The following is a 23,475-nucleotide window of genomic DNA, read 5'->3' on the forward strand; positions in this document are numbered from 1 at the left end:
TCACCTTGATGCGTCAGCTCGTAGCGCCGCCACCACCCGCTCCATGCCGGCGCTGCGCGACCCCTTGATCAGCACGCTGGCACCGGTGGGCAGATGGCCCAGGACATGGCGCGTCAGCGCCTCGTGATCGTTGAAATGATACCCGCCATCGCCGAAGGCCCGGCTCGCGGCCAGCGCCGGTTCGCCGCAGGTCAACAGCGCGTCGATCCCCAGCTCTCTCGCGCAGCGGCCGACTTCCGCGTGGAGCCGCTCCGACTCCTTCCCCAGTTCTCCCATGGCACCCAGCAGGCACCACCTGGGGCCGGGCAGCTCGGCCAGCAGCGCCAGAGCCGCCTTGACCGCTCCCGGATTGGCATTGTAGCTGTCGTCCAGCAGGCGGCACTCACGAATGCCCGGCAGCGGACTCAATCGCCCCGGCATCGGTGCCGCCGCCGCCAGCCCCGCCAGCAGCTGGCCGTCGTCAAGCCCCAGCGCCAGTGCCCCGGCGGCCGCCGCCAGCGCGTTGGCGACGCCGTGACGCCCGAGCAGCGCGAGTTGCACCCGGCCGACCCGACGGCCATCCGCGACAAGCGTGAAAGCATAGCGCCCCAGGGCGTCGCAGGCCAGCTCGGTGGCCCGCACGCGGCTCTGCTCGGCAAAACCGAAGTCCAGTACCTCCCGCGGCGCGGCCAGCCGCGCCCAGAGCGGAAAATAGACGTCGTCGCGGTTGAGCACCGCCACTCCGTCGCTGCCCAGGCCGCCGAGGATCTCGCCCTTGGCCTGGGCGATCTGGCCCATGCCGCCGAACTCGCCGACATGGGCGCCGGTGACGTTGGTGATGATGGCCACCTGCGGCTCGGCCAGGCCCACGGTCCAGGCGATCTCGCCGAGGTGATTGGCGCCCAGCTCGACCACCGCCTGGCGGTGCTCGGCGGTGAGCCCCAGCAGGGTCAGCGGTGCGCCGATGTCGTTGTTGAGATTGCCCAGCGTGGCCAGGGTCTTGCCACGCTGGCCGAGCAGCCGGGCCAGCAGCTCCTTGACGCTGGTCTTGCCGCTGTTGCCGGTCACCGCCACCAGCGGGCCACCCCAGGCGCGGCGCCGGGCACGTCCGAGCAGACCCAGCGCCAGCCGCGTGTCCGGCACCACCAGCTGCGGCAGCGAATCGTCGACACGCCGCTCGACCAATGCCGCCGCCGCCCCCGCTTCCCGCGCCTGGGCGATGAAATCGTGGGCATCGAAGCGCTCGCCGCGCAGCGCCACGAACAGGCTGCCCGGGACCAGACGACGCGTGTCGCTGACGATGTCGCTCAGGAGCACCTCGTGGCCGGGCGCGGCCACACCCAGCGCCTCGGCGACGGCAGCCAGGCTCTGCAGGCCGGATCCGCTCATGCCCCCTCCTCGCGACGCGCCAGCGCAGCATCGGCTTCGGCAAGATCGCTGAAGGCATGGCGTACGCCGTCGATTTCCTGATAGGGCTCGTGCCCCTTTCCGGCGATCAGCACCACATCATCGCTCCCCGCCTGGGCCAGGGTACGGGCAATGGCCTCGCGGCGCCCCGCGATGCTTTCGGTGCGCGGTGCGGCGGCCTCCGACACCCCGGCGAGGATCTGCGCGCGTATCTGCGCCGGGTCCTCGCTTCTCGGATTGTCGTCGGTCACCACCAGCCGATCGGCATGACGCTCGGCGGCAGCCGCCATCAGCGGGCGCTTGCCGCTGTCGCGGTCGCCGCCACAGCCGAACAGGCACCACAGCCGACCGTCGCCGGGCAGATGCTCGCGCAGCGCGACCAGCGCATTCTCCAGCGCCTCGGGAGTGTGCGCATAGTCGACGATCACCGCCGGTCGGCCATGCCGTCCCACCCGCTGCATGCGTCCCGGTACCGGGGTCAATCGCGAAGCCGCCTCGAACAGCGCATCGAGCGGCTCCCCCAGGCCGTGCAGCGTGGCGATGGCCAGCAGGACGTTGTCGAGGTTGAAACGGCCCATCAGCGGCAGTTCGAGCGAACGCTCACCCTCGGGCGTGGCCACCAGGGCCAGCTGGCCGTCACGGCTGGGACGCCAGTCGATCACGCGCAGCGTCGCCGCCGGATCGTCGCCGACCGCCAGCACACGCACGCCTTCCGGCAACCCTGCCAGCATCAGGCGAGCCAGCGGGTCATCGGCGTTGACCACCGCGAGCGCCAGCTCGGAACGGCGAAACAGCCGCGCCTTGGCGGCAGCATAGGCCGCCATGCTGCCGTGATAGTCGAGGTGGTCGCGACTGAGGTTGGTGAATACCGCGGCGGTGACGTGGCAGCCATCGAGGCGCCCCTGCTCCAGGGCGTGTGAAGAGACCTCCATGGCCACTCGGTCGATGCCGCCCGCGGCCATCTCGCCGAGGGCCGCCTGCAGCGTCAGCGGGCCGGGCGTCGTCAGCCCCGAATCCTCCAACTGACCGGGGCGCCCCATCCCCAGCGTGCCGACAAGGCCCGCCGGGCGCCCCAGGGCCTCGCTCAGTTCGGCGACGTAGTGGGTCACGGAGCTCTTGCCGTTGGTCCCGGTCACGCCGACCAGCTCCAGCGCATCGGGCACCTCGAAGAGCAGCCGCCCCAGCTCGCCCAGACGCTGGCGCAGGAACGGCAGGCCGACGACCGGCTGCTCCCGCGCCGCATCGGGTAGCGTCTCGCCCGGCTCGAGGTGGTAGAGCACCTGGACGGCGCCCGACTGCAGCGCCTCGGCCAGGTAGGAACGGCCGTCGCCGGTCACTCCCGGCACGGCGATGAACACGTCGCCCGGCGCGACCCGCCGACTGTCGAGCACCAGACGAACCGGCGCGACACCGGCAAAGCCCGGCATCGCCATGCCGGGCCAGCAGCGGCGTAGCGCCGCCTGGAGACGGGAAATACTTACCTGCATCGACACACCTCTGTCGTGGAAACGGCAGGAATCATCTAGCACGCTGGTCCGGCGGCACGTCGAGCAGCCGCAGGGCACTGCCCGTGACGCGCGAGAACACCGGCGCCGCCACGGCACCGCCGTAGTACTCTCCCGCCCGGGGGTTGTCGATCATGACGATGGTGACGATACGCGGGTCGGAGACGGGAGCGATACCGGCAAACAGGCTGCGATAGGCGTTCTCCTCGTAGCCGCGTCCTGACGTCTTGCGTACTGTACCGGTCTTGCCGGCCACCCGGTAGCCCGGTACCGCCGCGCGCCTGCCGCCGGTGGTCGGCTGCACGGATTGCTCCATGATGCGTAATAGCTCGTGGGCCACCTGCGGGTCGATGGTCGGCGTTCCGGCAGGCGCCTCGTCCAGCTTCAGCAGCGAGGGAGCCATGCGCACGCCGCCATTGGCCAGCGCGGTATAGGCGCTGGCCAGTTGCAGCGCGGAGACCGACAGGCCGTAACCGTACGACAGCGCCGCCCACTGGCTTCGCGACCAGCGCACCGGGGCCGGCATGTGCCCCACGGACTCGCCGGGAAAGCCGGTCTCGGAGCTCTGGCCGAAGCCGAGCCGACGGTAGAGGTCAGGGACCAGAGGGTCGTCGAGCTCCAGTACCAGCTTGGACATGCCGATATTCGACGACTTCTCGAGGATGCCGGCCAGGTCGAGCTCGCCGTAGTTGCGGATGTCGCGAATGGTGAAACGGTCGATGCGCATCCAGCCCGGCGAGGTGTCGACCACCACGTCGCTCGGGAATCGACCGCTCTCCATGATCGCCGCCATGGCCAACGGCTTCATCACCGAGCCCGGCTCGAAGACGTCGACGATGGCCTGGTTGCGCAGGCCGCGCGGATCGATGCCGGCGCGATTGTTGGGATTGTAGGAGGGCTGGTTGGCCATGGCCAGCACCTCACCGGTGCGGGCATCCATCATCACCACGACACCACCCTCGGCCTCATGCTCGGCAACCGCCGCCTTGAGTTCACGGTAGGCCATGTACTGCAGGCGCTGATCGATGGACAGCGTCAGTTCACCGCCCGGCTGCGCCTCACGCAGGATCTCCAGGTCGCGCACCAGACGCCCGCGCCGGTCCTTGACCACGCGGCGCTGGCCCGGCGTGCCGGCCAGGTAGGGCTGGTAGGCCAGCTCGATGCCCTCCTGCCCCATGTCGTCGACGTTGGTCACGCCGAGCAACTGGGCGACCACCTCGCCGGCCGGGTAGTAGCGCTTGTACTCATGCTGGGCGTAGACCCCCGGTACCCGCAGGTCGAGCACCCGCTGGGCGGCCGCGGGCGTCAGCTGGCGGCGCAGGTACATGAACTCGCGCTCGCCGAAACGCTCCAGCCTGGCATCGAGGTCGTCCAGCGGCATGCCCAGCGCCTGCGCCAGCATCAGCCGTCGAATGCGATCGTCGGGCACTTCCTGAGGGTTGGCCCACAGCGTCACGACCGGCGTGGAGACGGCCAGCGGCTCGCCGTTGCGATCGGTGATCATGCCGCGATGGGCCGTCAGCGATTCCGTGCGCAGGATACGCGCATCGCCCTGGCCCTGGAGGAAAGGCCGATCGAAGACGTGCAGGGTCACGATGCGCCCCGCCAGCAACAGCAAGCCGAGGATCACCGCCCCCAGCACCACGCCATAGCGCAGCCCGCCCATTGGCGCCATGGGCGGCCGGCGACGCGGCGTCACGCCACTGCGTACCTCGGTACTCATGGCCGTATGACCTCGACTTCGTCGACATCGGGGAGGCGCATCTCGAGCCGCTCGACGGCCAGGCGCTCGATGCGCGCCGGTGATGACCAGGCGCTCTCCTCGAGCAGCAGCTGGCTCCACTCCGTCTGCAGCTGATCGCGCTCACGCTCGAGCTGCTGCAGGCGCACGTACTGCATGCGGGTCTGGTGGCTGGCGTTGATCACCGCCGTGGCGTTGGCCAGGCAGGCCAGCAGCAGGCCAAGGACGAGCAGCAGGCGCCAGCTCGGCAGCCAGGCCGGACGCCTGGCGACGCGCAGCATTCGGGATGACAGCCGTCCTTGCGCCATGCCGTTCCTCAGGTCAGCTTGCGCGCAGCGCGCATCACCGCGCTGCGCGCGCGCGGGTTGGCCTCGACCTCGGCCGGCGTGGGGCGCTGCGCCTTGCCCAGCATCTCCAGGCGCCTGGCGAGCTGCGCCTCGCGCACCGGTATGCCGCGCGGCAGGTCGCTATCACCACGCACGTGGTGGCGAATGAAGCGCTTGACCCGGCGGTCCTCGAGGGAATGGAAGCTGATCACCACCAGGTGGCCGCCCGGCGCCAGCGCCTCCAACGCGGCCTCCAGCGCCAGGTCCAACTGCTCGAGCTCGCCGTTGATGTGGATGCGCAGCGCCTGGAAGGCGCGCGTGGCGGGATGCTTGCCCTTCTCCCAGGCCGGATGGGCCACCTTGAGCACCTCGGCCAGGTCGCCGGTGCGCAGGAACGGTCTCTCGGCACGACGCGTCACGATGGCGCGCGCCAGGCGCCTGGCGAAGCGCTCCTCGCCGTAAATCTTGAACACCTGGGCGATATCGGCCTCACGGGCGCGCGCCAGCCACTCGGCAGCGCTCTCGCCCCGGGTCGGATCCATGCGCATGTCGAGCGGGCCGTCACGCAGGAAACTGAAGCCCCGCTCGGGGTCGTCCAGCTGCGGCGACGACACGCCGATGTCGAGCAGTATGCCGGCCAGGCTGCCGTGCAGGCCTCGGCGTCGGGCGATCTCGTCCAGGTTGGCGAACTCCCCCTGCTCGATGGCGAAGCGCGGGTCGTCCAGCGTCTGCGCCTCGGCGATGGCATGAGGGTCACGGTCGATGGCCAGCAGGCAGCCCTCAGGGCTCAGCCGCTCGAGGATGGCACGCGAGTGACCGCCGCGGCCGAAGGTGCCGTCAAGATAGGTCCCACTGGGGTCGTGAACGAGCGCATCCACGGCGCCGTCCAGCAGCACGCTGGCATGACGAAAGCCATGTCGGCTCGGTTCAGCGGCGGATGGCGGCATGCGCTTTCCCGGTGTCTCGAACTTGAATGAACGCACCGGCCTTGACCGGACGCGAAGGGTTTGATTCGGGGGAGTCGGCCGATAAGCCGGGTTCTGTCGAGGACAGCCATTCATCTAGGAGCCGCGTCACCGCGGCCCTCCAGCAACCTACCCGAACCCGACGCGGGCCACGCCATTGGGTTCCTATTTGGTCTTGCTCCGGGTGGGGTTTACCATGCCACGCACTGTTACCAGGCGCGCGGTGCGCTCTTACCGCACCCTTTCACCCTTGCCGGCCTCCCGCGGGAGACGTAGGCGGTCTGCTCTCTGCTGCACTTTCCGTCGGCTCGCGCCGCCCAGGCGTTACCTGGCACCCTGCCCTGTGGAGCCCGGACTTTCCTCCCCCGGCGGCGCTCGCAAGCGCTGCCGGCGGCGACTGTCTGGCCGACTCCGAGCGCAAGAATACCAGCGCGCCCGAGGCCTCTCAATGTCTTTCCACACCTTGTCAGCGCGCCTCCTTGAGCGACTGGGCGCGGCCATACCAGGCTTTCTTCGCCCCGCCCAACAGGCGCGCCGCCACCGCCGCGGCCTGCTTCACGCCCACGCCCTCGGCGAGCAGCGCCTCGAGCACGGCGTCGGCTTCCAGGCTGGCGGCGTCCGAACCGTGCCTCGCTTCGGCGCCTGCCAGCATGATCACGAACTCACCGCGGGACTGATCAGGGTCGTCCTCCATGCGCGTCAGCAGCGCCGCGGCGCTGCCGTCGAGAAAGGTCTCGAACGACTTGGTCAGTTCCCGGGCCAGGACCAGGTGGCGCTCACCGAGGACCGCCGCGATGTCGGCCAGGGTGTCACGGATGCGGTGGGGCGATTCGTAGAACACCAGCGTCTCCTGGTTGCTGGCGAGCCGCTCGAGGCGTTGCCGTCGCGCCCCCGCCTTGGCCGGCAGGAAGCCCTGGAACAGGAAACGGTCGGTGGGCAGGCCGGCCGCGCTGAGCGCAGCCACCAGCGCGCAGGGCCCCGGCACCGGCACGATGCAACGCCCGCGCGCGCGCAGCTCACGCACCAGCACGAAGCCGGGGTCGCTGATCAGCGGCGTTCCGGCATCGCTGACCAGCGCGATGCTCTCGCCGCGCACCAGCCGCTCGTCGAGCTGATCCACCCGCGCCGCCTCGTTGTGCTCGTGCAGCGAAAGCATGGGCACCGTAAGCCCGAGGTGGCGCAACAGCCGAACGGTATGGCGGGTATCCTCGGCGGCGATCAGCGACACCTCGCCCAGCAGCCTGGCCGCCCTGGGGCTCAGATCCTCCAGATTCCCAATCGGCGTGGCGACCACGTACAATGTGCCCAGATCGATGTCAGACATGGCGATTCCTCAGGGAGACTGTCGGGCTTGGCCGAACGTGATTGATGCCGGGCCCAGAGACAGGCCTGTGCCTCTCTGAGCCTGCAGACAAGGAAGGATACATGCTGAAAACGTCCCGCGGCCTGCTGGCCACCGTGCTCCTCGCCCTCCTGGTGGCCGGCTGCACCCCCTCCGGCGTCGTCGAGCGCGTGCCCGACGACGACCCCGGCGCCCTGCTCGAACAGGCCGAGCAGCAAGCCCCCGAGCAGGCCGCGCTCAGCCGACTCGAGGCGGCGGATATCCTAGCACGCCGTGACCGGCGCACCCAGGCGCTGGAGGTCGCTCGCGAGATCGACGACGCCCGGCTGCCCGCCGAGTACCGCCTGCACTGGGCCATGCTGCTGTCGGAGCTCGGCGAAGCGCTCGAGGACCCCTGGGCCGTGGTCCAGGCCGGTCAGCTGCTCGATGAGATCGAGGTGCCACGCGACGCCGACCTGATCCTGCGCGAGCGCATGGGCCGCGCCCTGCTGCAGATCGACGAACACCGCGCCGCAGCCGCCATGCTGATGGACGTGCAGGCACGCACCGACCGGGAAGCGCTCAACGAGCCCATCTGGGCCGCCCTATCGCGCCTCGAGGGCAGCGGGCTCGCCAGCCTGCGCGAGGGCGCCGACGACCTCACCCGCGGCTGGCTGGAGCTGGCCAGCCTGGTGCGCGAAAGCGACGGCGACATCGAGCGCCTGTTCGCTCGCCTAGAGTCCTGGCGTGAGCGCAACCCCCGGCATCCAGCGGCCCGCCGCGTGCCCTCCGAGCTGCTGGCACTGCGCGAACTGCGCGGCAAGGAGGTACGCCACATCGCCGTCTTCCTGCCCGGCAGCGGCCCGCTGGCCGGCGTGGCCGAATCGATTCGAACCGGCATTCGCATCCACCACCTCCACAGCGTCGAGCGCAACGGCGGCGTACGGCTCTCGTTCCTCGACGCCAGCCAGGGCGACCTCGACGCCCTCTATGCCGAGGCGCGAAACCGCGGCGCCCAGGTGGTGATCGGCCCGCTCGACAAGGACCAGGTCAGCGAACTCGAGTCCCGCGACAGCGTGCCCTTGCCGACACTGGCGCTGAACTATGGTGCCGGTTCGACGAATCGTGCCGAAGGGCTGTTCCAGTACGGGCTTTCGGCCGAGGACGAGGCGCGCCAGGTGGCTCGCCGTGCGCGCGAGGATGGCCATCGTCGCAGCGCCCTGATGGTGCCCAACAACGAGTGGGGCGCCCGGGTCGGCCGCGCCTTCGAGGATGAATGGCGCCAGCGCGATGGCACCATCACCAACGCCATCGCCTACGATCCGCGCGGCTCGGCGACCGAGAGCACCCGCCGCGTGCTGGCCGGCGGACGCCCCGACATGCTGTTCCTGCTGGCCCTGCCGAGCTACGCCCGCCAGGTGCCGCCGACGCTCGATTACTACGATGCGGCGGATCTTCCCATCTACGCCACCTCGCACCTCTACGAAGGGCGCCCCCAGCCACTGCTCGACCACGATCTCGACGAGGTCAACTTCGTCGATATTCCCTGGCAGATCCCCGACGCCGCCGTTGGCGGGGTGGAAGCACTGCCCTACCTCGCCAGCTTCGAGGAACTTCAGCAGGAAGCCGATCCCTCCACCTTCCGGCTGATGGCCATGGGCGTCGACGCCTACGAACTGGCGCGACGGCTGCCGCAGTTCCAGCTGCTGCCCGAGAGCGAACTGTTCGGCGCCACCGGCCTGCTGGTCCCCGGGCACGACGGCCGCATCCAGCGACGGCTGCCCTGGGCGCGCTTCGAGCGCGGCGTGCCGCAGCCCATCCTGACCCTCGAGCGGCTCGACGATGGCCAGCTCCGCTGACGCCCGTGCCCGTGGCGCCCGCATCGAGCGTCTGGCCGCCGAATGGCTCGCGGCACGCGGGCTCACGCTCATCGCCAGCAACCAGCAGTTCAAGGGTGGCGAACTCGACCTGGTGATGAGCGACGGCGAAACGCTGGTCTTCGTGGAGGTGCGCCATCGCGCCGACGTGCGCCACGGACATCCGCTAGAAACCGTGACTGCCGCCAAGCAGCGCCGGCTGATCCATGCGGCGCGTTTTTATCTGGCGCGTAACCGGCTATCATGTCCCTGCCGTTTCGACGTGCTGGCCGTGACCGGCTCCCCGCCCGCGCTCGACTTCGAATGGGTACAGGGCGCCTTCGAAGCGTTCTGACCGACGTTACGCGACAGGACTCGACAGAATGGATTTTCAGCAACGCATACTCGGCCACTTCAACGCCAGCATCGATACCAAGACCTACGCCAGCGAGGTGCTGCCCCCCTTCATCGAGGTCGCCAGCCAGATGATGGTTCAGTGCCTGGTCAACGAAGGCAAGATCCTGGCCTGCGGCAACGGCGGCAGCGCGGGCGATAGCCAGCACTTCTCCTCCGAGTTGCTCAACCGTTTCGAGCGGGAGCGTCCCAGCCTGCCGGCACTGGCACTGACCACCGATACCTCGACGCTGACCTCGATCGCCAACGACTACAGCTACAGCGAGGTCTTCTCCAAGCAGATCAGGGCCCTCGGCCAGCCCGGCGATATCCTGCTGGCGATCTCGACCAGCGGCAACTCGGGCAACGTCATCCAGGCCATCCAGGCCGCCCATGACCGCGACATGTCCGTCGTCGCCCTGACCGGCCGCGACGGCGGCGACATGGCCTCCCTGCTTGGCCAGGACGACTGCGAGATACGCGTCCCGGCGACTTCCACGGCTCGCATCCAGGAGGTTCACCTGCTGGTGATCCACTGCCTGTGCGACCTCATCGATGAACAACTCTTCGGCAGCAGCGAGTAATACCATGACCTCAACCAGACTGTTCGCTTGTCTTCTGGCCACCCTGGCACTGGCCCTCGGCGGCTGTACCACCGTCACCGGCGTCACCAACCCCGGCACCATCGACGAGAACTACGGCAGGCGCACGTTAGGCGCCCAGGTGGAAGACGAGAGCATCGAGACCAAGATCGCCCACAACCTGCGACGCAGCGACGCCCGTCTCGGCGATGCCCGCATCAACGTCGACAGCTACAACGGCATCGTGCTCCTCACCGGCCAGGTCCCCAGCGAAGAGCTGAAGGAGAAGGCCAATGAAGTGGCGCGGGAGGTTCGCAACGTACGCGACGTGCACAACGAGCTTTCCGTCGCCGCCAACCTTCCGGCCAGCCAGCGTCTCTCTGACACCTGGATCAATACCCGCATCCGCACGACGCTGGCGGCCGACGAGAGCATCGACACCGGCCGGCTGCGTTTCATCACCGAGAACGCTACGGTCTACATCATGGGCATGGTCACACGGGCCGAAGCGGACCGCATCGTCAATGCCGTGGCCGACGTCGGTGGTATCCAGCGTATCGTCAAGGTCTTCGACTACCTCGACTGAGCGCCCCCCAACGCAAACGCAGAACGGCAGGCCTGGGCCTGCCGTTCTGCGTCTTGGTCGCCGCGAAACCTACGCCTGCCGGGCTACTTGATCACTCGCAGCGACGGCCGTTTCCTGGACGCGGCACCCTTCGCGCCCTTGCCGGTGGGCGATGTCTCGTCGTGTTCGGGTTTCCCGGCGCCTTCTCCGCCCTCTTCGGCACCGCTGTCGACGCTGGTCAGCTCGGGCTTTTCGGCGGAGGCGCCCTCCTCCTGTTGCGGTGCCGGCATGGTCGGCTCATGCCCGAAGACCATGCCCACACCGTTCTCCTTGGCGTAGATCGCGACCAGGGCCGGCATGGGCACGACGACCTGCATGGGCTGCCCACCGAAGCGGGCGTGAAAGCTCACGGCATCGTTCTCGATGCGCAGATCGCGCACCGCAGCGGGCCCGACGTTCAGCACGATCTGACCATTCTGCACGAATTGGCGCGGCACGCTGACGCCAGGCTGCTCGGCGTCCACCACGATATAGGGAGTCTGGTCATTGTCCAGAAGCCACTCGTAGAGGCCTCGGGCCAGATAGGGGCGGCTCGACAACATGGCGTTCTGCCCTCCAGTCTGTCGGCGTCGGGCAAGCCCGACGCCTGGTTCAGGCGCGCATCTCGCGCTCGTTCTCGCTCAGCGACGACACGAAGGATTCCCGTTCGAACAGGCGCTCCATGTAGGCAACGAGCGGCTTGACCTGCTTCTCCGGAAGCTCGATGCCCAGCACCGGGAGACGCCAGAGTATCGGCGCGATACAGCAGTCTACCAGCGAGAATTCCTCGCTCATGAAGAACGGCACGTCCTCGAAGATCGGCGAGATGCCGATGAGGCTTTCACGCAGCTCCTTGCGTGCCTTCTCCACCTCCTTCTTGCTGCCGCTCTCGATCTGTTCGACCAGCGGGCACCACTCCCGCTCGATGCGATGCATCCAGAGCCGGCTCTGCGCCCGTGCGACGGGGTACACCGGCAGCAGCGGCGGATGGGGGAAGCGCTCGTCCAGGTACTCCATCATGACCTTGGACTCATAGAGCGCCAGATCGCGATCGACCAGGGTCGGCACGCTGTTGTAGGGGTTCAGGTCGGCAAGCTCTTCGGGACGTTGGTCGCCATTGACCTCGACGATATCGACCGCCACGCCCTTCTCGGCGAGCACGATACGTACGCGATGACTGAAGTGGTCATCGCCTCCCGAGTAGAAGATCATCGACGACCGCTTGGCCACTACACCCATGTAACAATCCTCGCATCAATTCGAACCAGCATGATAGCACGCACCCAACTGCGGGGGTGGCGTGCTCTCGAACTCGGAACAATACGCAGGGGGCGCATGGCACGATGGCCATACGCCCCCTGCGGCACGACCTACCGATTCGAGCGAATCAGTGGATGTCGCGCCAGTACTCACGCTTCAGCAGGTACGCCAACACGCCGAAAATGAAGATGAAGATCAGCACCTTCGGCCCCAGCGCCTGCGCATGCAGCTTGGTCGGTTCGCCGACGTAGGCCAGGAAGTTGGTCAGATCGTAGACCGCCTCCTCGAACTCCTCCGGCTCCATGGCGCCGGGCTGCGTCACCTGCAGCACCTCGCAGGACTGGTACTTGCCGGTGAGCGGATCGAGCTCCGCCCCATGGACGGGACGATCCGTCTCGGCACAGACCTTCTCCTGCACGCCCTGCAGCGGCTCCAGCACGTTGGGCATCGCGACCAGATCGAACACGTCGTTGTTGACCCCATTGGGACGCTCGGGGTCACGGTAGAAGGTCAGCAGGTACGAGTAGATCCAGTCGGTGCCACGCAGCCGCGCCTCGAGGGTGAGGTCGGGCGGGGGCGCGCCGAACCAGCTCTCGCCGTCCTCGCTGCTCATGGCGTTGTTCATCTGGTCGTTGTAGGCCAGGGACGAAGAGAAGATCAGGTTCTCCTCGATGAGCTCCTGCGGAACGTCGAGGTCCTCGGCGGCACGAGCGAAGCGCTGATGCTCGAGCGAATGACACCCCATGCAGTAGTTGACGAAGAGCTTCATGCCCCGCTGCAACGACGGCTTGTCTTGGAGATCCGGCGTCATCGAGTACGGCACGCTCTCGCCACCCGCCGCCATCGCGGTGAAGGGCACCAGCACGAAGAGCAGTGCGAACAGTTGCTTTTTCATTAGCCAGTCACCCTCTCCGGAATGGGTTTGGTCTTCTCCATCCTGGTGTAGAACGGCATCAGCAGGAAGAAGGCGAAGTAGACCGCCGTGCAAACCTGCGCCAGCACGGTACGACCGTCAGTCGCCGGCAGCACGCCCAGCACGCCGAGGATCACGAAGCTGATGGCGAACAGCGCCAGCATCACCTTGGAGATCCAGCCCTTGTAGCGCATGGAGTTCACCGGGCTGCGGTCGAGCCAGGGCAGCACGAACAGCACCGCGATGGCCGCGCCCATGAACACGACGCCGAGGAACTTGGCATCCAGCCCGAAGATCGAGAAGGTGATGGCGCGCAAGATGGCGTAGAAGGGCGTGAAGTACCACACCGGTGCGATATGGTCCGGCGTCTTCAACGGGTTGGCCGGCTCGAAATTGGGCTTCTCGAGGAAATAGCCGCCGCCCTCGGGGAAGTAGAACACCACCGCGCAGAACACGAACAGGAACACGGCCACGCCGAACACATCCTTGACGGTGTAGTACGGATGGAAGGGAATGCCATCGATCGGCTTGCCGGTCTCGTCCTTCTTGGCCTTGATGTCGATGCCGTCCGGATTGTTGGAACCGACCTCATGCAGGGCGATGAGGTGGAGCACCACCAGGGCCAGGATCACGATGGGCAGCGCCACCACGTGCAGGGCGAAGAAGCGGTTGAGCGTGATGCCGGAGATCAGGTAGTCACCGCGCACCCACTGAGCCAGGTCCGGGCCGATGCCGGGGATCGCAGAGAACAGCGAGATGATCACCTGGGCGCCCCAGTAGGACATCTGCCCCCAGGGCAGCAGGTAACCCATGAAGGCCTCGGCCATCAGCGCCAGGTAGATCGCCATGCCGAAGATCCACACCAGCTCGCGAGGCGCCTTGTAGGAGCCGTAGAGCAGGCCGCGGAACATGTGCAGATAGACCACCACGAAGAACGCGGAAGCGCCGGTGGAATGCAGGTAGCGGATCAGCCATCCCCACTCCACGTCGCGCATGATGTATTCGACGGAGGCGAAGGCACCCTCGGCGGAAGGGTTGTAGCTCATGGTCAGCCAGACGCCGGTGAGAATCTGGTTGACCAGCACCAGCAGGGCGAGTGAGCCGAAGAAGTACCAGACGTTGAAGTTCTTGGGCGCGTAATACTTGGAGAGATGGTCCTGCCACATCTGGGTGGCGGGGAAGCGGTCGTCCACCCAGCGCATGAATCCGCTCTCTGCCTTGGCACGGTTCGGATTACCCATCAGGCAGCCTCCTCATCTTCGCCGACGACGATCACGCTGTCGCTTTCAAAGCGATACGGCGGCACCTCGAGATTGGTCGGCGCCGGTACGTTGCGAAACACGCGGCCCGCCAGGTCGAAACGCGAGCCGTGGCAGGGGCAGAAGAAACCGCCCGGCCAGTCGTCCGTCCCCACCCCTTCGGCGTTCGGCTCGGGGCGGAACAGCGGCGAGCAACCCAGATGGGTACAGATACCGATCAGCACGCCGATCTCGGGCTTGATCGAGCGCAGCGGACCGCTGACGTAGCTCGGCTGCTGCGGCTCATTTGACTCGGGGTCGGCCAGACGGGAGGGATCGAAGCTTTCGGTGCGCTCGATCATGTCGGAGGTACGCCGGATGACCCAGACTGGCCTTCCGCGCCATTCGACGGTCATGCGCTGTCCCGGCTCGAGCTTCGAGACGTCCGCCGTCACTGGCGCCCCTGCCGCCCTTGCCCTGGCACTCGGCTGCCAGGAAGCCACAAAGGGAACTGCCACTCCCACGGCCCCCACCGCCCCTACGACGGTGGTAGCCCCAAGGAGGAGACGGCGCCGCCCTTTGTTCACGCCGTTGTCTGCCATTTTCTGGTTTCTCCCATCAGCTTACCCGTTGATCCCGCACGGAATGAGTTCCGCGACCACGGATACCAAATCCGCCATATCTTAAGGAATCGCACCGCTTGGTACAAGACGAAACAGTCCTGACCAAGGTGGAATTCGACCTGCAATTGCTTGAAATAAAAATAAAAAAACCCGGGCAAACGCCCGGGTTTTTGTTTCGTTCTGGACGCAATCAGCGCTTGGAGAACTGCGGACGGCGACGCGCCTTGCGCAGGCCGACCTTCTTGCGCTCCACCTGACGTGCATCGCGAGTGACGTAGCCAGCGGCGCGCAGCGCCGGACGAAAGTCCTCGTTGTACTCCATCAGGGCGCGGGTGATACCGTGACGAATGGCGCCCGCCTGAGCGGAACCGCCGCCGCCCTTGACGGTGACATAGACGTCGAACTGCCCGGTCGTCTCGGTCAGTTCGAGCGGCTGGCGAACCACCATGCGGCCGGTAACGCGACCGAAATACTGATCCAGGTCACGGTTGTTGACGGTAATCTTGCCGGTGCCCGGCTTGAGGAAGACACGGGCTGTCGATGTCTTGCGGCGCCCGGTACCGTAATACTGCTGTGCCATGGTGATGATCCCCTCAGATGTTCAGTTCTTGCGGCTGCTGGGCGGCGTGCGGATGTTCGGCGCCGGCGTAGACCTTGAGCTTGGAGTACATGGCGCGCCCCAGCGGCCCCTTCGGCAGCATGCCCTTGACGGCAGACTCGATCACGCGCTCGGGTGCATGCGCGATCATCTTCTCGAAATTCATGGAGCGAAGACCGCCCGGGTAGCCGGTGTGGCGATAGTAGGTCTTGGCCTTGGCCTTGTTGCCGGTGACCCGCACCTTCTCGGCGTTGATCACGACGATGTAGTCGCCGGTATCGACATGAGGGGTGAACTCGGGCTTGTGCTTGCCGCGCAGGCGACGTGCAATTTCGGTGGCCAGACGGCCGAGCGTCTTGTCCGCCGCGTCGACGACATACCAGTCGCGCTGCACGCTCTGCGGCTTAGCAGTGAACGTTTTCATGGAGAAATCACCACAAGATCTATCAAGTGCATTGGACCCCGTGCGCCGCGGCGCCACCGGGATCATCCCTATTTTTCTTGGTTGCCGCGCTCAGTGAGCGGCGACAACGGTCGAGGAGCGCGTATTCTACATGAACTGCGCGCTCGGGATAAAGCCCTATCTGGCTGCCGTCATGGCTTGTGGGGCAGGCCAAGATACTCGTGCGACTGCATCTCCTGCAGTCGCGACAGGGTGCGCTGAAACTCGAACGCGAGCCGGCCGTCGGCATACAGCGCCTCCGCCGGTGCCTCGGCCGACATCAGCAGCTTGACGCCGCGATCGTAGAACTCGTCGACCATGTTGATGAAGCGGCGCGCCTGATCGTCGGTCGCCGCCCCCATCCGGGTCACGTTGGAGACCAGCACGGTGTGGAATTCGCGGGCCAGCTCGATGTAGTCGTTCTGGCTGCGCGGCCCGTCGCACAGTTCGCGGAACTCGAACCACACCACGTCGTCGTGCAGGCGCCGCGCTCGCAACACGCGGTGATTGATCTCGATCGGCACCTCGGCCTCGCCCTCGTGCCTGGCGATTTCGCGAAAGCTGCGCTCGAGCTCACGCTCGGCGGCCGCGTCGAGGGGCGCATGGAAGATCTCGGCCCGCTGCAGGGCGCGCAGACGATAGTCGATCCCCGAGTCGACGTTGACCACGCGGCAGTGCCGCTTGAGCAGGTCGATGGCGGGCAGGAAACGGGCGCGCTGCAGGCCGTCCTTGTACAGCTCGTCGGGCACGATGTTCGAGGTCGCCACCAGCACCACGCCGCGCTCGAACAGCGCCTCGAGCAGGTTGGCGAGAATCATGGCATCGGTGATGTCCTTGACGAAGAACTCGTCGAAGCAGATCACCCGCGCCTCGGCGGCGAATTTCCCGGCGATCAGCGTCAGCGGGTTCTTCTCGCCCTTGTAGTGCTCCAGCTCGTTGTGCACCCGCTGCATGAAGCGATGGAAATGGGTGCGCATCTTGTCGGGGAATGGCAGGGACTCATGGAAGGTGTCGACGAGATAGGTCTTGCCACGCCCCACCCCGCCCCAGAAATAGAGCCCCTGGATCGCCGGCAAGGCCGGCTCCTCGCCCCCCTTGTCGCGCTTGCCGAACAACCCCGCCACCCGGGACTTGAGCCCGCGCCCGGTGGTTACCGCCCGGGGCTCGGTCCGCGGCGAGGCCACGAGCTGGTCGTAGAGACGCTGCAGGTGCTCCACGGCCTGCTCCTGGGCAGGGTCGTAGTGAAAGTCGTCGCGCTCGAGGTCGGCCCGGTAGCGTGCCAGCGGCGTGCCGGCACCGGCCGAACGGGGCCCCGCAGAGGTCACGGTCGCGCACATGGAAGTTTCCTTGCTGGATCATGGCTCGCATCGTTGCAGGCCCCGCATTATACGCATCCCGAGCGCGGCGCGCAGAAAAATGGCCGATCGTTGACCCGCCGACGGCCAACGCTTCTATAATGGGCCGCCAGACATGGCTCGAACCGGGCAGCGGCACGGCCCCGGTGTGTATCAGTATCAGGAGAACTTCGTGGACTACGGCAATGTGAACTGGATCGTGGCCATCGTCAGCCTGCTGGCCGGCCTTGGCATCGGTGTCATCGGCCACCGCATGCTCGGCGCCTCGGCCACGCAGCAGCAGAAGCTGCGTCGCCAGGTGGCCGAGCGCGAGCGCGAACTCAGCGTGATGCGGGAGGGCATGAACGAGCATTTCACCCAGGTGGGCATGATGGTGGGCAATATCCAGCGTGAGATGCGCACCCTCGAGCATCGCCTCACCGAGGATGCCAGCACGTTGCACTGCGAACCCCGCCACGACCGTCAGCTGAAGGCGGCCGACCAGCCCGCCCTGACCGGCAGCGAGGACGACATACCGGCGCCGCGCGACTACGCCGACGGCTCCGGCGGCACCCTGTCGGAGGATTTCGGCCTCAAGTCCAGCGGCGAGAAGAGCGAGACCCCGCAGCCGCCGCGCTACTGAGCGCCCGCGTCCGCCGGGCGCGCCCCTCAGGCCGGATTGTCGATATCCACGAAGCGATGCTCGACACCGTACTCCCGCTCGAGCCAGCCCCCCAGCGCCTGGACTCCGTAGCGCTCGGTGGCATGGTGGCCCGCCGCCAGGTAGTGGATGCCGAGCTCCCGGGCCAGATGCGTGGTGCGCTCTGAGATCTCGCCCGAGATAAACGCCTCGGCACCGGCCTCCCAGGCCTGGACGATCATGTCCTGCGCCCCACCGGTGCACCACGCCACGCGGCGTACCGCTCCGCCACCGGGTGCCTCGACGAGCAGCGGCTCGCGCCCCAGACGCTCCCCCACATCACGCGCCAGGGCCGCAGGCGATGCGGCCTCGGGCAGGCTGCCGAGCCACACCAGCCCCTGGCCGAGCTCGCCGTCGGCACAACCTTCCACACGCCACCCGAGACGACGGCCGAGTTCGGCGTTGTTGCCGAGCTCGGCGTGGGCATCGAGCGGCAGGTGGTAGGCCAGCAGATTGATGTCGTGGAGCAACAGCGTGCGGATGCGTCGCTGCTTGATGCCGGTGATCGCCACCGGCTCGTTCTTCCAGAAGTAGCCGTGGTGGACGAGCAGCAGGTCCGCCCGCCACGCCACCGCCTCGTCGAGCAGCGCCTGGCAGGCGGTCACCCCACTCATCACGCGGCGCACCTCGTCTCGCCCCGCCACCTGCAGCCCATTGACGGTATAGTCCTTGAACGCGGTGACGTTCAGCAACGTATCGCAGGCCCGCACCAGCTCGGTTCGCAAAATCATCCCTGCCTCCCGGACAGCGCTTCGGTGTCGATGTTACAATCGGCCCCATTGTAACGACTGAGCGGGACACCATCGACTTCCCGCCGACCAGGAAGCGCCGCATGCGTCGTTCTCTCATTGCCTATGCCCTGCCCGTCCTCATCGGCGTGCTGCTGGCCATCGTCCTGCTGAACACCTTTCCGCAGCTACTGCGGGCCCCGTCGACCCCGGACACCTCCTCCCAACCCGCGCCGGACCCGGAGGTGACGGTGTCGCGCCCCTCCCCCGAGCTTCAGCAGGCCTCTCCCCTGGCGCGCCAGCAGGGGCCGGTCAGCTATTCGACCGCAGTCGAGAAGGCCGCACCGGCCGTGGTCAACATCTACTCGTCGCGGGTCGTGGCGCGCGAGGAGCATCCGCTGATGTCGGACCCGTTCTTCCGCCAGTTCTTCGCCGACGACCTGCCAACCCAGCAGCGCCTGCTGTCGAGCCTGGGCTCTGGGGTCATCGTCAGTGAGGACGGCTACGTGCTGACCAACCATCACGTCATCGATGGCGCCGACGAGATCCAGGTGGCCTTGCGTGACGGCAGGGAAACGCTGGCGGAGGTGATCGGCACCGACCCCGAGAGCGACCTGGCCGTGCTGCGCATCGACCTGGAGCAACTGCCGGTGATTCATCTCGCCGATACCGAGGACGTGGTGGTGGGCGACATTGCCATGGCCATCGGCAACCCCTTCGGCGTCGGCCAGACCGTCACCATGGGCATCATCAGCGCCACGGGGCGCAGCCACCTGGGGCTGAGTGCCTACGAGGATTTCATCCAGACCGACGCCGCCATCAACCCGGGCAACTCCGGCGGCGCCTTGATCAACGCCGAAGGCTCGCTGGTGGGAATCAACACCGCCATCTTCTCCCGCTCTGGCGGCTCCCAGGGGGTCGGCTTCGCCATCCCTACCCGCCTGGCGCGCACCATCCTGGAGGATCTGGTGACCCAGGGGCGCGTGATCCGCGGCTGGCTGGGCATCGAGGCGCAGGAGATGACCCAGGACCTGGCGGCCTCCTTCGGGTTGCAGGCGCCGCGCGGCGTGGTCATCTCCGCGGTGGTGCCGGACGGGCCCGCCGCCCGCGCCGGCCTGCGCCCGGGCGACGTGCTGCTGGAGGTCGACGGGCGCCCCATCCTCGATGCGCGTGCCGCGATGAGCGACATCGCCGCCATCGAGCCCGGGGCCACGCTTCCCTTGACGCTGGTGCGCAGCGGCGAGACCTTCACCGTCGACCTGGAGGTGGGCGAACGCCCGCTGCCGCCGAGCCGACGACCCGAACGCTGAGGAGCGGCGCCCCTCCTACTCCTTGATGCGGTACTCGGCGGAGCGGGCATGGGCCGTCAGCGACTCGCCGCGCGCCAGCACCGAGGCCACCCTGCCCAGCGCCGATGCTCCCGCTTCGGAGCAGTGGATGAGCGATGAGCGCTTCTGGAAGTCATAGACGCCCAGCGGCGAGGAGAAACGCGCCGTGCCGGAGGTCGGCAGCACGTGGTTGGGGCCGGCACAGTAGTCGCCCAGCGCTTCGGCCGTGTAGCGCCCCATGAAGATGGCCCCAGCATGGCGCACCTCCGGCAGCAGCGCGTGCGGATCGGCCAGGGAGAGCTCGAGGTGCTCAGGCGCGATGCGGTTGATCAGCGTCACTGCCTCGGCGCGATCCCGGCAGCGGATCAGGGCACCGCGTCGCGCCAGCGACTGGCGCACGATCGCCTCGCGCTCCAGCGTCGGCAGCAGACGGGCGATCGCCGCCTCGACCTCGGCCAGGTGGCGCGCGTCCCAGCTGACCAGCAGCGCCTGGGCGTCCTCGTCGTGCTCGGCCTGGGAGAACAGGTCCATGGCCAGCCACTCGGGATCGGTACCGCCGTCCGACACCACCAGGATCTCGGAGGGGCCGGCGATCATGTCGATGCCCACCTGGCCGAATACCGCGCGCTTGGCGGTCGCCACGTAGATGTTGCCGGGCCCGACAATCTTGTCGACCCGCGGCACGCTCTCGGTGCCGTAGGCCAGCGCTGCCACCGCCTGGGCGCCACCGATGGTGAAGACGTGATCCACCCCGGCGAGGTGGGCGGCGGCCAGCACCAGCTCGTTGAGCACCCCATCGGGCGTCGGCACCACCATGACGATCTCGCGCACGCCGGCCACGTGGGCAGGAATGGCGTTCATCAGCACCGAGGAGGGGTAGGCGGCCTTGCCGCCCGGCACGTAGATGCCGGCCCGGTCCAGCGGCGTGACCTGCTGGCCGAGCACACTGCCGTCCTCCTCGACGTAGGACCATGACGCCGGCTTCTGACGCTCGTGGTAGAGCCGAATGCGCTCGGCGGCCTGGGCCAGGGCGTCACGCTGTTCCGCGGGCAGACCGTGGAAGGCCTGCTCCAGCCGCGCCGCCCCCAGGGTGAGCTCGCTCATGGCGGTCACCTTCAGCCGGTCGAAGCGCCCCGTGTACTCGATCAGGGCGGCATCGCCGCGCTCACGAACCGCTGCGATGATCTCCGCGACACGCGCCTGAACCTCGGCGTCCGACACGCCCTCCCAGGCCAGCAGCGCCTCCAGGCGCGACTCGAAGTCGGCAGCCTCGGTCGACAGCCGGGAAATGTCGACGGTTTCGACGGGGGGTTCGCTCATCATCGCCTGCGCCTCCTGATGAATGGTTTCGTTGCGGGTACCGAATCGCATGGCTACCGAGCCGGCGCCTCGGCATGCGCTCGCCGACGCGCCACCGCCTCGGCGAGGCGTGCGATCAGCGGCTTGAGGCGTTCGTGCTTCATGGTCATCGCCGCCTTGTTGACCACCAGGCGGGTACTGATCGGCGCGATCAGCTCTCGCGGCGACATGCCGTTGGCGCGCAGGGTATTGCCGGTGTCGACGATGTCGACGATCTCGTCGGCCAGGTTCATCAGCGGCGCCAGCTCCATGGCCCCGTAGAGCTTGATCACTTCGGCCTGGATGCCCTGCTCGGCGTAGTAGCGCCGCGCCACGTTGACGAACTTGGTCGCCACCCGGCGCCGGGCCCGCGCCGCCGCGGCCCCGTCGATACCGGCGGTCATCAGCTTGCACTTGGCGATCTCGAGGTCCAGCGGCTCATAGAGCCCCTCGGCGCCGTGCTCGAGCAGCACGTCCTTGCCCGCCACGCCCAGGTCGGCGGCGCCCAGCTGTACGTAGGTCGGCACGTCGGTGGCGCGAATCACGACCAGCTTGACGTCGTCGAGGTTGGTATCGAAGAGCAGCTTGCGGCTCTTGCCCAGGTCCTCGGCCGGCACGATCCCGGCATCCGCCAGCAGCGGCAGGGTCTCGTCGAGGATGCGGCCCTTCGACAGGGCCAGAATCAGTTGCTTGCTCATGGTCTCGCCTATGGTCGGAAACCGCGGGCGCCGCCAGCCCGCTCAGCCGGGAATGCGACGAATCCGGGCGCCCAGCAGTTGCAGCTTTTCTTCAATGCACTCGTAGCCGCGGTCGATGTGATAGATGCGGTCGACCAGGGTCTCCCCCTCGGCCATCATCGCCGCGATGACCAGCGAGGCCGAAGCGCGCAGGTCGGTGGCCATGACCGGAGCACCGGAGAGCCGCTCGACCCCGGTGATCATGGCGGTATTGCCCTCCAGCGCCACCTGCGCTCCCATGCGATTCAGCTCCTGCACGTGCATGAAGCGATTCTCGAAAATCGTCTCGACCACATGGGAGGAGCCGTCCGCCACGGCGTTGAGGGCCACGAACTGGGCCTGCATGTCGGTGGGGAAGCCCGGGTAAGGCGCGGTGCGTATGTTGACCGGACGCGGGCGCCGCCCCTCCATGTCCAGCTCGATCCAGCCGTCGCCTACGGTGACCTTGGCACCGGCCTCCTCGAGCTTGGCCAGTACCGCCTCGAGAATGTCGGCGCGGGTATTGCGGACCCGCACGCGACCGCGCGACAGTGCGGCGGCCACCAGGAAGGTGCCGGTCTCGATGCGGTCGGGCATGACGTCGTGATAGGCGCCATGCAGCTGCTCGACGCCCTCGATGACGATGTTGTTGCTGCCGTGGCCGCGGATCTTCGCGCCCATCTTGATCAGGCACTCGGCCAGGTCCACCACCTCGGGCTCGCGGGCGGCGTTCTCCAGGATCGTGGTGCCTTCCGCCAGGGTCGCGGCCATCAGCAGGTTCTCGGTCCCAGTGACGGTGACGGTGTCGAAGAAGATGGTGGCGCCCTTGAGCCGACCGTCGACGCGGGCACGGATATAGCCACCCTCGACGCGTATCTCCGCGCCCATGGCCTCGAGCCCGCGGATATGGAGGTCCACCGGCCGCGAACCGATGGCGCAGCCGCCCGGGAGCGACACGTCGGCATGGCCGAAGTGTGCCAGCAGGGGCCCCAGCACCAGGATCGAGGCGCGCATCTTCTTGACCAGCTCGTAGGGGGCGTGGCAGTCCCGCACCTGGGAACCGTCGAGCTGGATGGTCATCTTCTCGCCCATCACCGGCTCCACGCCCATGCGACCCAGCAGCTCCAGCGTGGTGGTGATGTCCTGGAGATGCGGCAGGTTGCCGATGGTCACCGGCGCGTCGGCCAGCAGGGTGGCACACAGGATGGGCAATGCCGCGTTCTTGGCGCCGCTGGCCCAGACCTCGCCGTCGACGGGGCCGTTGCCGGTAATGATCAACTTGTCCATGAATGCTCGACCGTCAGGCGCCCTGGCCAGGTGAAGCCGCGTTCTCCGGCGCGCTAGCCCACTGCGCCGGGGTGTAGGTCTTGAGGCTGACGGCATGCACGGCACCCGAGGCAATCTCTTCGGCGAGAGCCCCATAGATCAGCTGCTGCCGCTTGACCGGCGACAGGCCGTCGAAGACATCGCCCACGGCAATGACCTGGAAGTTGCAGCCTTCGCCCTGGATATAGAAATCGCAGTCCTCGAGGCGCGCCTCGAGCAGCGCCTTGACGTCACTGGGTTGCATGAAAAACGG

Annotated in this window: 25 protein-coding genes and 1 other RNA gene; 6 read left to right on the forward strand and 20 right to left on the reverse strand. The window is 67.5% G+C overall.

Annotation, left to right across the window (positions count from 1 at the left end):
* The 7 genes from HNO51_RS13110 to rsmI form a co-directional block, all read right to left on the reverse strand.
* Window positions 1-1,368, reverse strand: coding sequence for a UDP-N-acetylmuramoyl-tripeptide--D-alanyl-D-alanine ligase (locus tag HNO51_RS13110; RefSeq protein WP_197447778.1), 1,368 nt, complete (start codon window positions 1,366-1,368; stop codon window positions 1-3).
* Window positions 1,365-2,873, reverse strand: coding sequence for a UDP-N-acetylmuramoyl-L-alanyl-D-glutamate--2,6-diaminopimelate ligase (locus HNO51_RS13115; protein ID WP_197447779.1), 1,509 nt, complete (start codon window positions 2,871-2,873; stop codon window positions 1,365-1,367). The genes HNO51_RS13110 and HNO51_RS13115 overlap by 4 nt, the downstream gene beginning before the upstream one ends.
* A 31-nt stretch (window positions 2,874-2,904) precedes the next feature.
* Window positions 2,905-4,614 carry a peptidoglycan D,D-transpeptidase FtsI family protein gene (locus HNO51_RS13120; protein ID WP_197447780.1) on the reverse strand — a complete coding sequence of 570 codons (1,710 nt, stop codon included), beginning with the start codon at window positions 4,612-4,614 and terminating at the stop codon, window positions 2,905-2,907.
* Window positions 4,611-4,913: a cell division protein FtsL gene (ftsL, locus tag HNO51_RS13125; protein ID WP_197451044.1), complete on the reverse strand. Its 303-nt coding sequence runs from the start codon at window positions 4,911-4,913 to the stop codon at window positions 4,611-4,613. Before ftsL ends, HNO51_RS13120 begins: the two co-directional genes overlap by 4 nt.
* 35 nt (window positions 4,914-4,948) lie before the next feature.
* On the reverse strand, window positions 4,949-5,905 hold the full coding sequence (rsmH, locus tag HNO51_RS13130) for a 16S rRNA (cytosine(1402)-N(4))-methyltransferase RsmH (protein ID WP_197447781.1): 957 nt from the start codon (window positions 5,903-5,905) through the stop codon (window positions 4,949-4,951).
* 66 nt (window positions 5,906-5,971) lie between these two features.
* An RNA gene (rnpB, locus tag HNO51_RS13135) (RNase P RNA component class A) lies at window positions 5,972-6,336 on the reverse strand.
* Between the two features lie 53 nt (window positions 6,337-6,389).
* Entirely contained in the window at window positions 6,390-7,247 is an 858-nt protein-coding gene (gene rsmI, locus HNO51_RS13140) for a 16S rRNA (cytidine(1402)-2'-O)-methyltransferase (protein WP_197447782.1), read from the reverse strand.
* Between the two features lie 101 nt (window positions 7,248-7,348).
* On the opposite strand from rsmI, the gene HNO51_RS13145 reads away from it, so the two are divergent.
* The 4 genes from HNO51_RS13145 to HNO51_RS13160 are packed head-to-tail and all read left to right on the forward strand — an operon-like array spanning window position 7,349 to window position 10,660.
* Window positions 7,349-9,103, forward strand: a complete 1,755-nt coding sequence (locus tag HNO51_RS13145) for a penicillin-binding protein activator (protein ID WP_209537625.1) — start codon at window positions 7,349-7,351, stop codon at window positions 9,101-9,103.
* Window positions 9,087-9,455, forward strand: coding sequence for a YraN family protein (locus tag HNO51_RS13150; protein ID WP_209537626.1), 369 nt, complete (start codon window positions 9,087-9,089; stop codon window positions 9,453-9,455). The genes HNO51_RS13145 and HNO51_RS13150 overlap by 17 nt, the downstream gene beginning before the upstream one ends.
* A 28-nt stretch (window positions 9,456-9,483) precedes the next feature.
* Complete coding sequence (locus tag HNO51_RS13155; RefSeq protein WP_197447785.1) at window positions 9,484-10,077, forward strand: phosphoheptose isomerase; 594 nt, start codon at window positions 9,484-9,486, stop codon at window positions 10,075-10,077.
* A 4-nt stretch (window positions 10,078-10,081) separates the two neighbouring features.
* Window positions 10,082-10,660: a BON domain-containing protein gene (locus HNO51_RS13160; protein WP_209537627.1), complete on the forward strand. Its 579-nt coding sequence runs from the start codon at window positions 10,082-10,084 to the stop codon at window positions 10,658-10,660.
* An 83-nt stretch (window positions 10,661-10,743) separates the two neighbouring features.
* Here the strand turns inward: HNO51_RS13160 and HNO51_RS13165 are convergent, their stop codons facing one another.
* From HNO51_RS13165 to zapE, 8 genes are all read right to left on the reverse strand, one after another.
* The gene (locus HNO51_RS13165) at window positions 10,744-11,241 is read right to left on the reverse strand and encodes a ClpXP protease specificity-enhancing factor (RefSeq protein ID WP_209537628.1); all 498 of its coding nucleotides are present in this window, start codon (window positions 11,239-11,241) and stop codon (window positions 10,744-10,746) included.
* A 49-nt stretch (window positions 11,242-11,290) separates the two neighbouring features.
* On the reverse strand, window positions 11,291-11,917 hold the full coding sequence (gene sspA / locus HNO51_RS13170) for a stringent starvation protein SspA (protein WP_197447788.1): 627 nt from the start codon (window positions 11,915-11,917) through the stop codon (window positions 11,291-11,293).
* Window positions 11,918-12,065: 148 nt separating this feature from the next.
* Complete coding sequence (locus tag HNO51_RS13175; protein ID WP_197447789.1) at window positions 12,066-12,833, reverse strand: cytochrome c1; 768 nt, start codon at window positions 12,831-12,833, stop codon at window positions 12,066-12,068.
* Window positions 12,833-14,092 (reverse strand): cytochrome b, encoded by a 1,260-nt coding sequence (locus HNO51_RS13180; protein WP_197447790.1) that lies wholly within the window; start codon window positions 14,090-14,092, stop codon window positions 12,833-12,835. Before HNO51_RS13180 ends, HNO51_RS13175 begins: the two co-directional genes overlap by 1 nt.
* Window positions 14,092-14,691, reverse strand: a complete 600-nt coding sequence (petA, locus tag HNO51_RS13185) for a ubiquinol-cytochrome c reductase iron-sulfur subunit (RefSeq protein WP_197447791.1) — start codon at window positions 14,689-14,691, stop codon at window positions 14,092-14,094. The genes HNO51_RS13180 and petA overlap by 1 nt, the downstream gene beginning before the upstream one ends.
* Before the next feature lie 211 nt (window positions 14,692-14,902).
* Complete coding sequence (rpsI, locus tag HNO51_RS13190; RefSeq protein ID WP_149326461.1) at window positions 14,903-15,292, reverse strand: 30S ribosomal protein S9; 390 nt, start codon at window positions 15,290-15,292, stop codon at window positions 14,903-14,905.
* A 13-nt stretch (window positions 15,293-15,305) separates the two neighbouring features.
* A complete protein-coding gene (rplM, locus tag HNO51_RS13195; RefSeq protein ID WP_111414267.1) occupies window positions 15,306-15,734 on the reverse strand; it encodes a 50S ribosomal protein L13 in 429 nt (142 codons plus the stop codon).
* A 170-nt stretch (window positions 15,735-15,904) separates the two neighbouring features.
* Complete coding sequence (gene zapE, locus HNO51_RS13200) at window positions 15,905-17,089, reverse strand: cell division protein ZapE (RefSeq protein ID WP_197447792.1); 1,185 nt, start codon at window positions 17,087-17,089, stop codon at window positions 15,905-15,907.
* 190 nt (window positions 17,090-17,279) lie between these two features.
* On the opposite strand from zapE, the gene HNO51_RS13205 reads away from it, so the two are divergent.
* On the forward strand, window positions 17,280-17,729 hold the full coding sequence (locus tag HNO51_RS13205) for a Z-ring associated ZapG family protein (RefSeq protein WP_197447793.1): 450 nt from the start codon (window positions 17,280-17,282) through the stop codon (window positions 17,727-17,729).
* 26 nt (window positions 17,730-17,755) lie between these two features.
* On the opposite strand, the gene HNO51_RS13210 is transcribed toward HNO51_RS13205, so the two are convergent.
* Window positions 17,756-18,517 (reverse strand): Nif3-like dinuclear metal center hexameric protein, encoded by a 762-nt coding sequence (locus tag HNO51_RS13210; RefSeq protein WP_197447794.1) that lies wholly within the window; start codon window positions 18,515-18,517, stop codon window positions 17,756-17,758.
* Window positions 18,518-18,618: 101 nt separating this feature from the next.
* Between HNO51_RS13210 and HNO51_RS13215 the strand changes: the two genes are divergently transcribed.
* Window positions 18,619-19,824 carry a Do family serine endopeptidase gene (locus HNO51_RS13215; protein WP_197447795.1) on the forward strand — a complete coding sequence of 402 codons (1,206 nt, stop codon included), beginning with the start codon at window positions 18,619-18,621 and terminating at the stop codon, window positions 19,822-19,824.
* A 15-nt stretch (window positions 19,825-19,839) separates the two neighbouring features.
* Here HNO51_RS13215 and hisD read toward each other — a convergent pair whose 3' ends face one another.
* Genes hisD through HNO51_RS13235 form a run of 4 tightly spaced genes read right to left on the reverse strand, consistent with a single transcriptional unit; the run spans window position 19,840 to window position 23,466 of the window.
* Window positions 19,840-21,162 carry a histidinol dehydrogenase gene (hisD, locus tag HNO51_RS13220; protein ID WP_197447796.1) on the reverse strand — a complete coding sequence of 441 codons (1,323 nt, stop codon included), beginning with the start codon at window positions 21,160-21,162 and terminating at the stop codon, window positions 19,840-19,842.
* A gap of 53 nt (window positions 21,163-21,215) precedes the next feature.
* Window positions 21,216-21,878 carry an ATP phosphoribosyltransferase gene (gene hisG, locus HNO51_RS13225; protein WP_197447797.1) on the reverse strand — a complete coding sequence of 221 codons (663 nt, stop codon included), beginning with the start codon at window positions 21,876-21,878 and terminating at the stop codon, window positions 21,216-21,218.
* Between the two features lie 42 nt (window positions 21,879-21,920).
* Window positions 21,921-23,183: a UDP-N-acetylglucosamine 1-carboxyvinyltransferase gene (gene murA, locus HNO51_RS13230; RefSeq protein ID WP_197447798.1), complete on the reverse strand. Its 1,263-nt coding sequence runs from the start codon at window positions 23,181-23,183 to the stop codon at window positions 21,921-21,923.
* Between the two features lie 13 nt (window positions 23,184-23,196).
* The gene (locus HNO51_RS13235; protein ID WP_197447799.1) at window positions 23,197-23,466 is read right to left on the reverse strand and encodes a BolA family protein; all 270 of its coding nucleotides are present in this window, start codon (window positions 23,464-23,466) and stop codon (window positions 23,197-23,199) included.
* Window positions 23,467-23,475: the final 9 nt, after the last annotated feature.

The organism is Billgrantia sulfidoxydans (assembly GCF_017868775.1).
Classification (GTDB): domain Bacteria; phylum Pseudomonadota; class Gammaproteobacteria; order Pseudomonadales; family Halomonadaceae; genus Halomonas; species Halomonas sulfidoxydans.

What these genes read in the sequence shown, in the direction of transcription:
- HNO51_RS13110 (WP_197447778.1), bottom strand. Translation starts at nt 1,368, where the DNA reads ATGAGCGGATCCGGCCTGCAGAGCCTGGCTGCCGTCGCCGAGGCGCTG.
- HNO51_RS13115 (WP_197447779.1), bottom strand. Translation starts at nt 2,873, where the DNA reads ATGCAGGTAAGTATTTCCCGTCTCCAGGCGGCGCTACGCCGCTGCTGG.
- HNO51_RS13120 (WP_197447780.1), bottom strand. Translation starts at nt 4,614, where the DNA reads ATGAGTACCGAGGTACGCAGTGGCGTGACGCCGCGTCGCCGGCCGCCC.
- ftsL (WP_197451044.1), bottom strand. Translation starts at nt 4,913, where the DNA reads ATGCTGCGCGTCGCCAGGCGTCCGGCCTGGCTGCCGAGCTGGCGCCTG.
- rsmH (WP_197447781.1), bottom strand. Translation starts at nt 5,905, where the DNA reads ATGCCGCCATCCGCCGCTGAACCGAGCCGACATGGCTTTCGTCATGCC.
- rsmI (WP_197447782.1), bottom strand. Translation starts at nt 7,247, where the DNA reads ATGTCTGACATCGATCTGGGCACATTGTACGTGGTCGCCACGCCGATT.
- HNO51_RS13145 (WP_209537625.1), top strand. Translation starts at nt 7,349, where the DNA reads ATGCTGAAAACGTCCCGCGGCCTGCTGGCCACCGTGCTCCTCGCCCTC.
- HNO51_RS13150 (WP_209537626.1), top strand. Translation starts at nt 9,087, where the DNA reads ATGGCCAGCTCCGCTGACGCCCGTGCCCGTGGCGCCCGCATCGAGCGT.
- HNO51_RS13155 (WP_197447785.1), top strand. Translation starts at nt 9,484, where the DNA reads ATGGATTTTCAGCAACGCATACTCGGCCACTTCAACGCCAGCATCGAT.
- HNO51_RS13160 (WP_209537627.1), top strand. Translation starts at nt 10,082, where the DNA reads ATGACCTCAACCAGACTGTTCGCTTGTCTTCTGGCCACCCTGGCACTG.
- HNO51_RS13165 (WP_209537628.1), bottom strand. Translation starts at nt 11,241, where the DNA reads ATGTTGTCGAGCCGCCCCTATCTGGCCCGAGGCCTCTACGAGTGGCTT.
- sspA (WP_197447788.1), bottom strand. Translation starts at nt 11,917, where the DNA reads ATGGGTGTAGTGGCCAAGCGGTCGTCGATGATCTTCTACTCGGGAGGC.
- HNO51_RS13175 (WP_197447789.1), bottom strand. Translation starts at nt 12,833, where the DNA reads ATGAAAAAGCAACTGTTCGCACTGCTCTTCGTGCTGGTGCCCTTCACC.
- HNO51_RS13180 (WP_197447790.1), bottom strand. Translation starts at nt 14,092, where the DNA reads ATGGGTAATCCGAACCGTGCCAAGGCAGAGAGCGGATTCATGCGCTGG.
- petA (WP_197447791.1), bottom strand. Translation starts at nt 14,691, where the DNA reads ATGGCAGACAACGGCGTGAACAAAGGGCGGCGCCGTCTCCTCCTTGGG.
- rpsI (WP_149326461.1), bottom strand. Translation starts at nt 15,292, where the DNA reads ATGGCACAGCAGTATTACGGTACCGGGCGCCGCAAGACATCGACAGCC.
- rplM (WP_111414267.1), bottom strand. Translation starts at nt 15,734, where the DNA reads ATGAAAACGTTCACTGCTAAGCCGCAGAGCGTGCAGCGCGACTGGTAT.
- zapE (WP_197447792.1), bottom strand. Translation starts at nt 17,089, where the DNA reads ATGTGCGCGACCGTGACCTCTGCGGGGCCCCGTTCGGCCGGTGCCGGC.
- HNO51_RS13210 (WP_197447794.1), bottom strand. Translation starts at nt 18,517, where the DNA reads ATGATTTTGCGAACCGAGCTGGTGCGGGCCTGCGATACGTTGCTGAAC.
- HNO51_RS13215 (WP_197447795.1), top strand. Translation starts at nt 18,619, where the DNA reads ATGCGTCGTTCTCTCATTGCCTATGCCCTGCCCGTCCTCATCGGCGTG.
- hisD (WP_197447796.1), bottom strand. Translation starts at nt 21,162, where the DNA reads ATGAGCGAACCCCCCGTCGAAACCGTCGACATTTCCCGGCTGTCGACC.
- hisG (WP_197447797.1), bottom strand. Translation starts at nt 21,878, where the DNA reads ATGAGCAAGCAACTGATTCTGGCCCTGTCGAAGGGCCGCATCCTCGAC.
- murA (WP_197447798.1), bottom strand. Translation starts at nt 23,183, where the DNA reads ATGGACAAGTTGATCATTACCGGCAACGGCCCCGTCGACGGCGAGGTC.
- HNO51_RS13235 (WP_197447799.1), bottom strand. Translation starts at nt 23,466, where the DNA reads ATGCAACCCAGTGACGTCAAGGCGCTGCTCGAGGCGCGCCTCGAGGAC.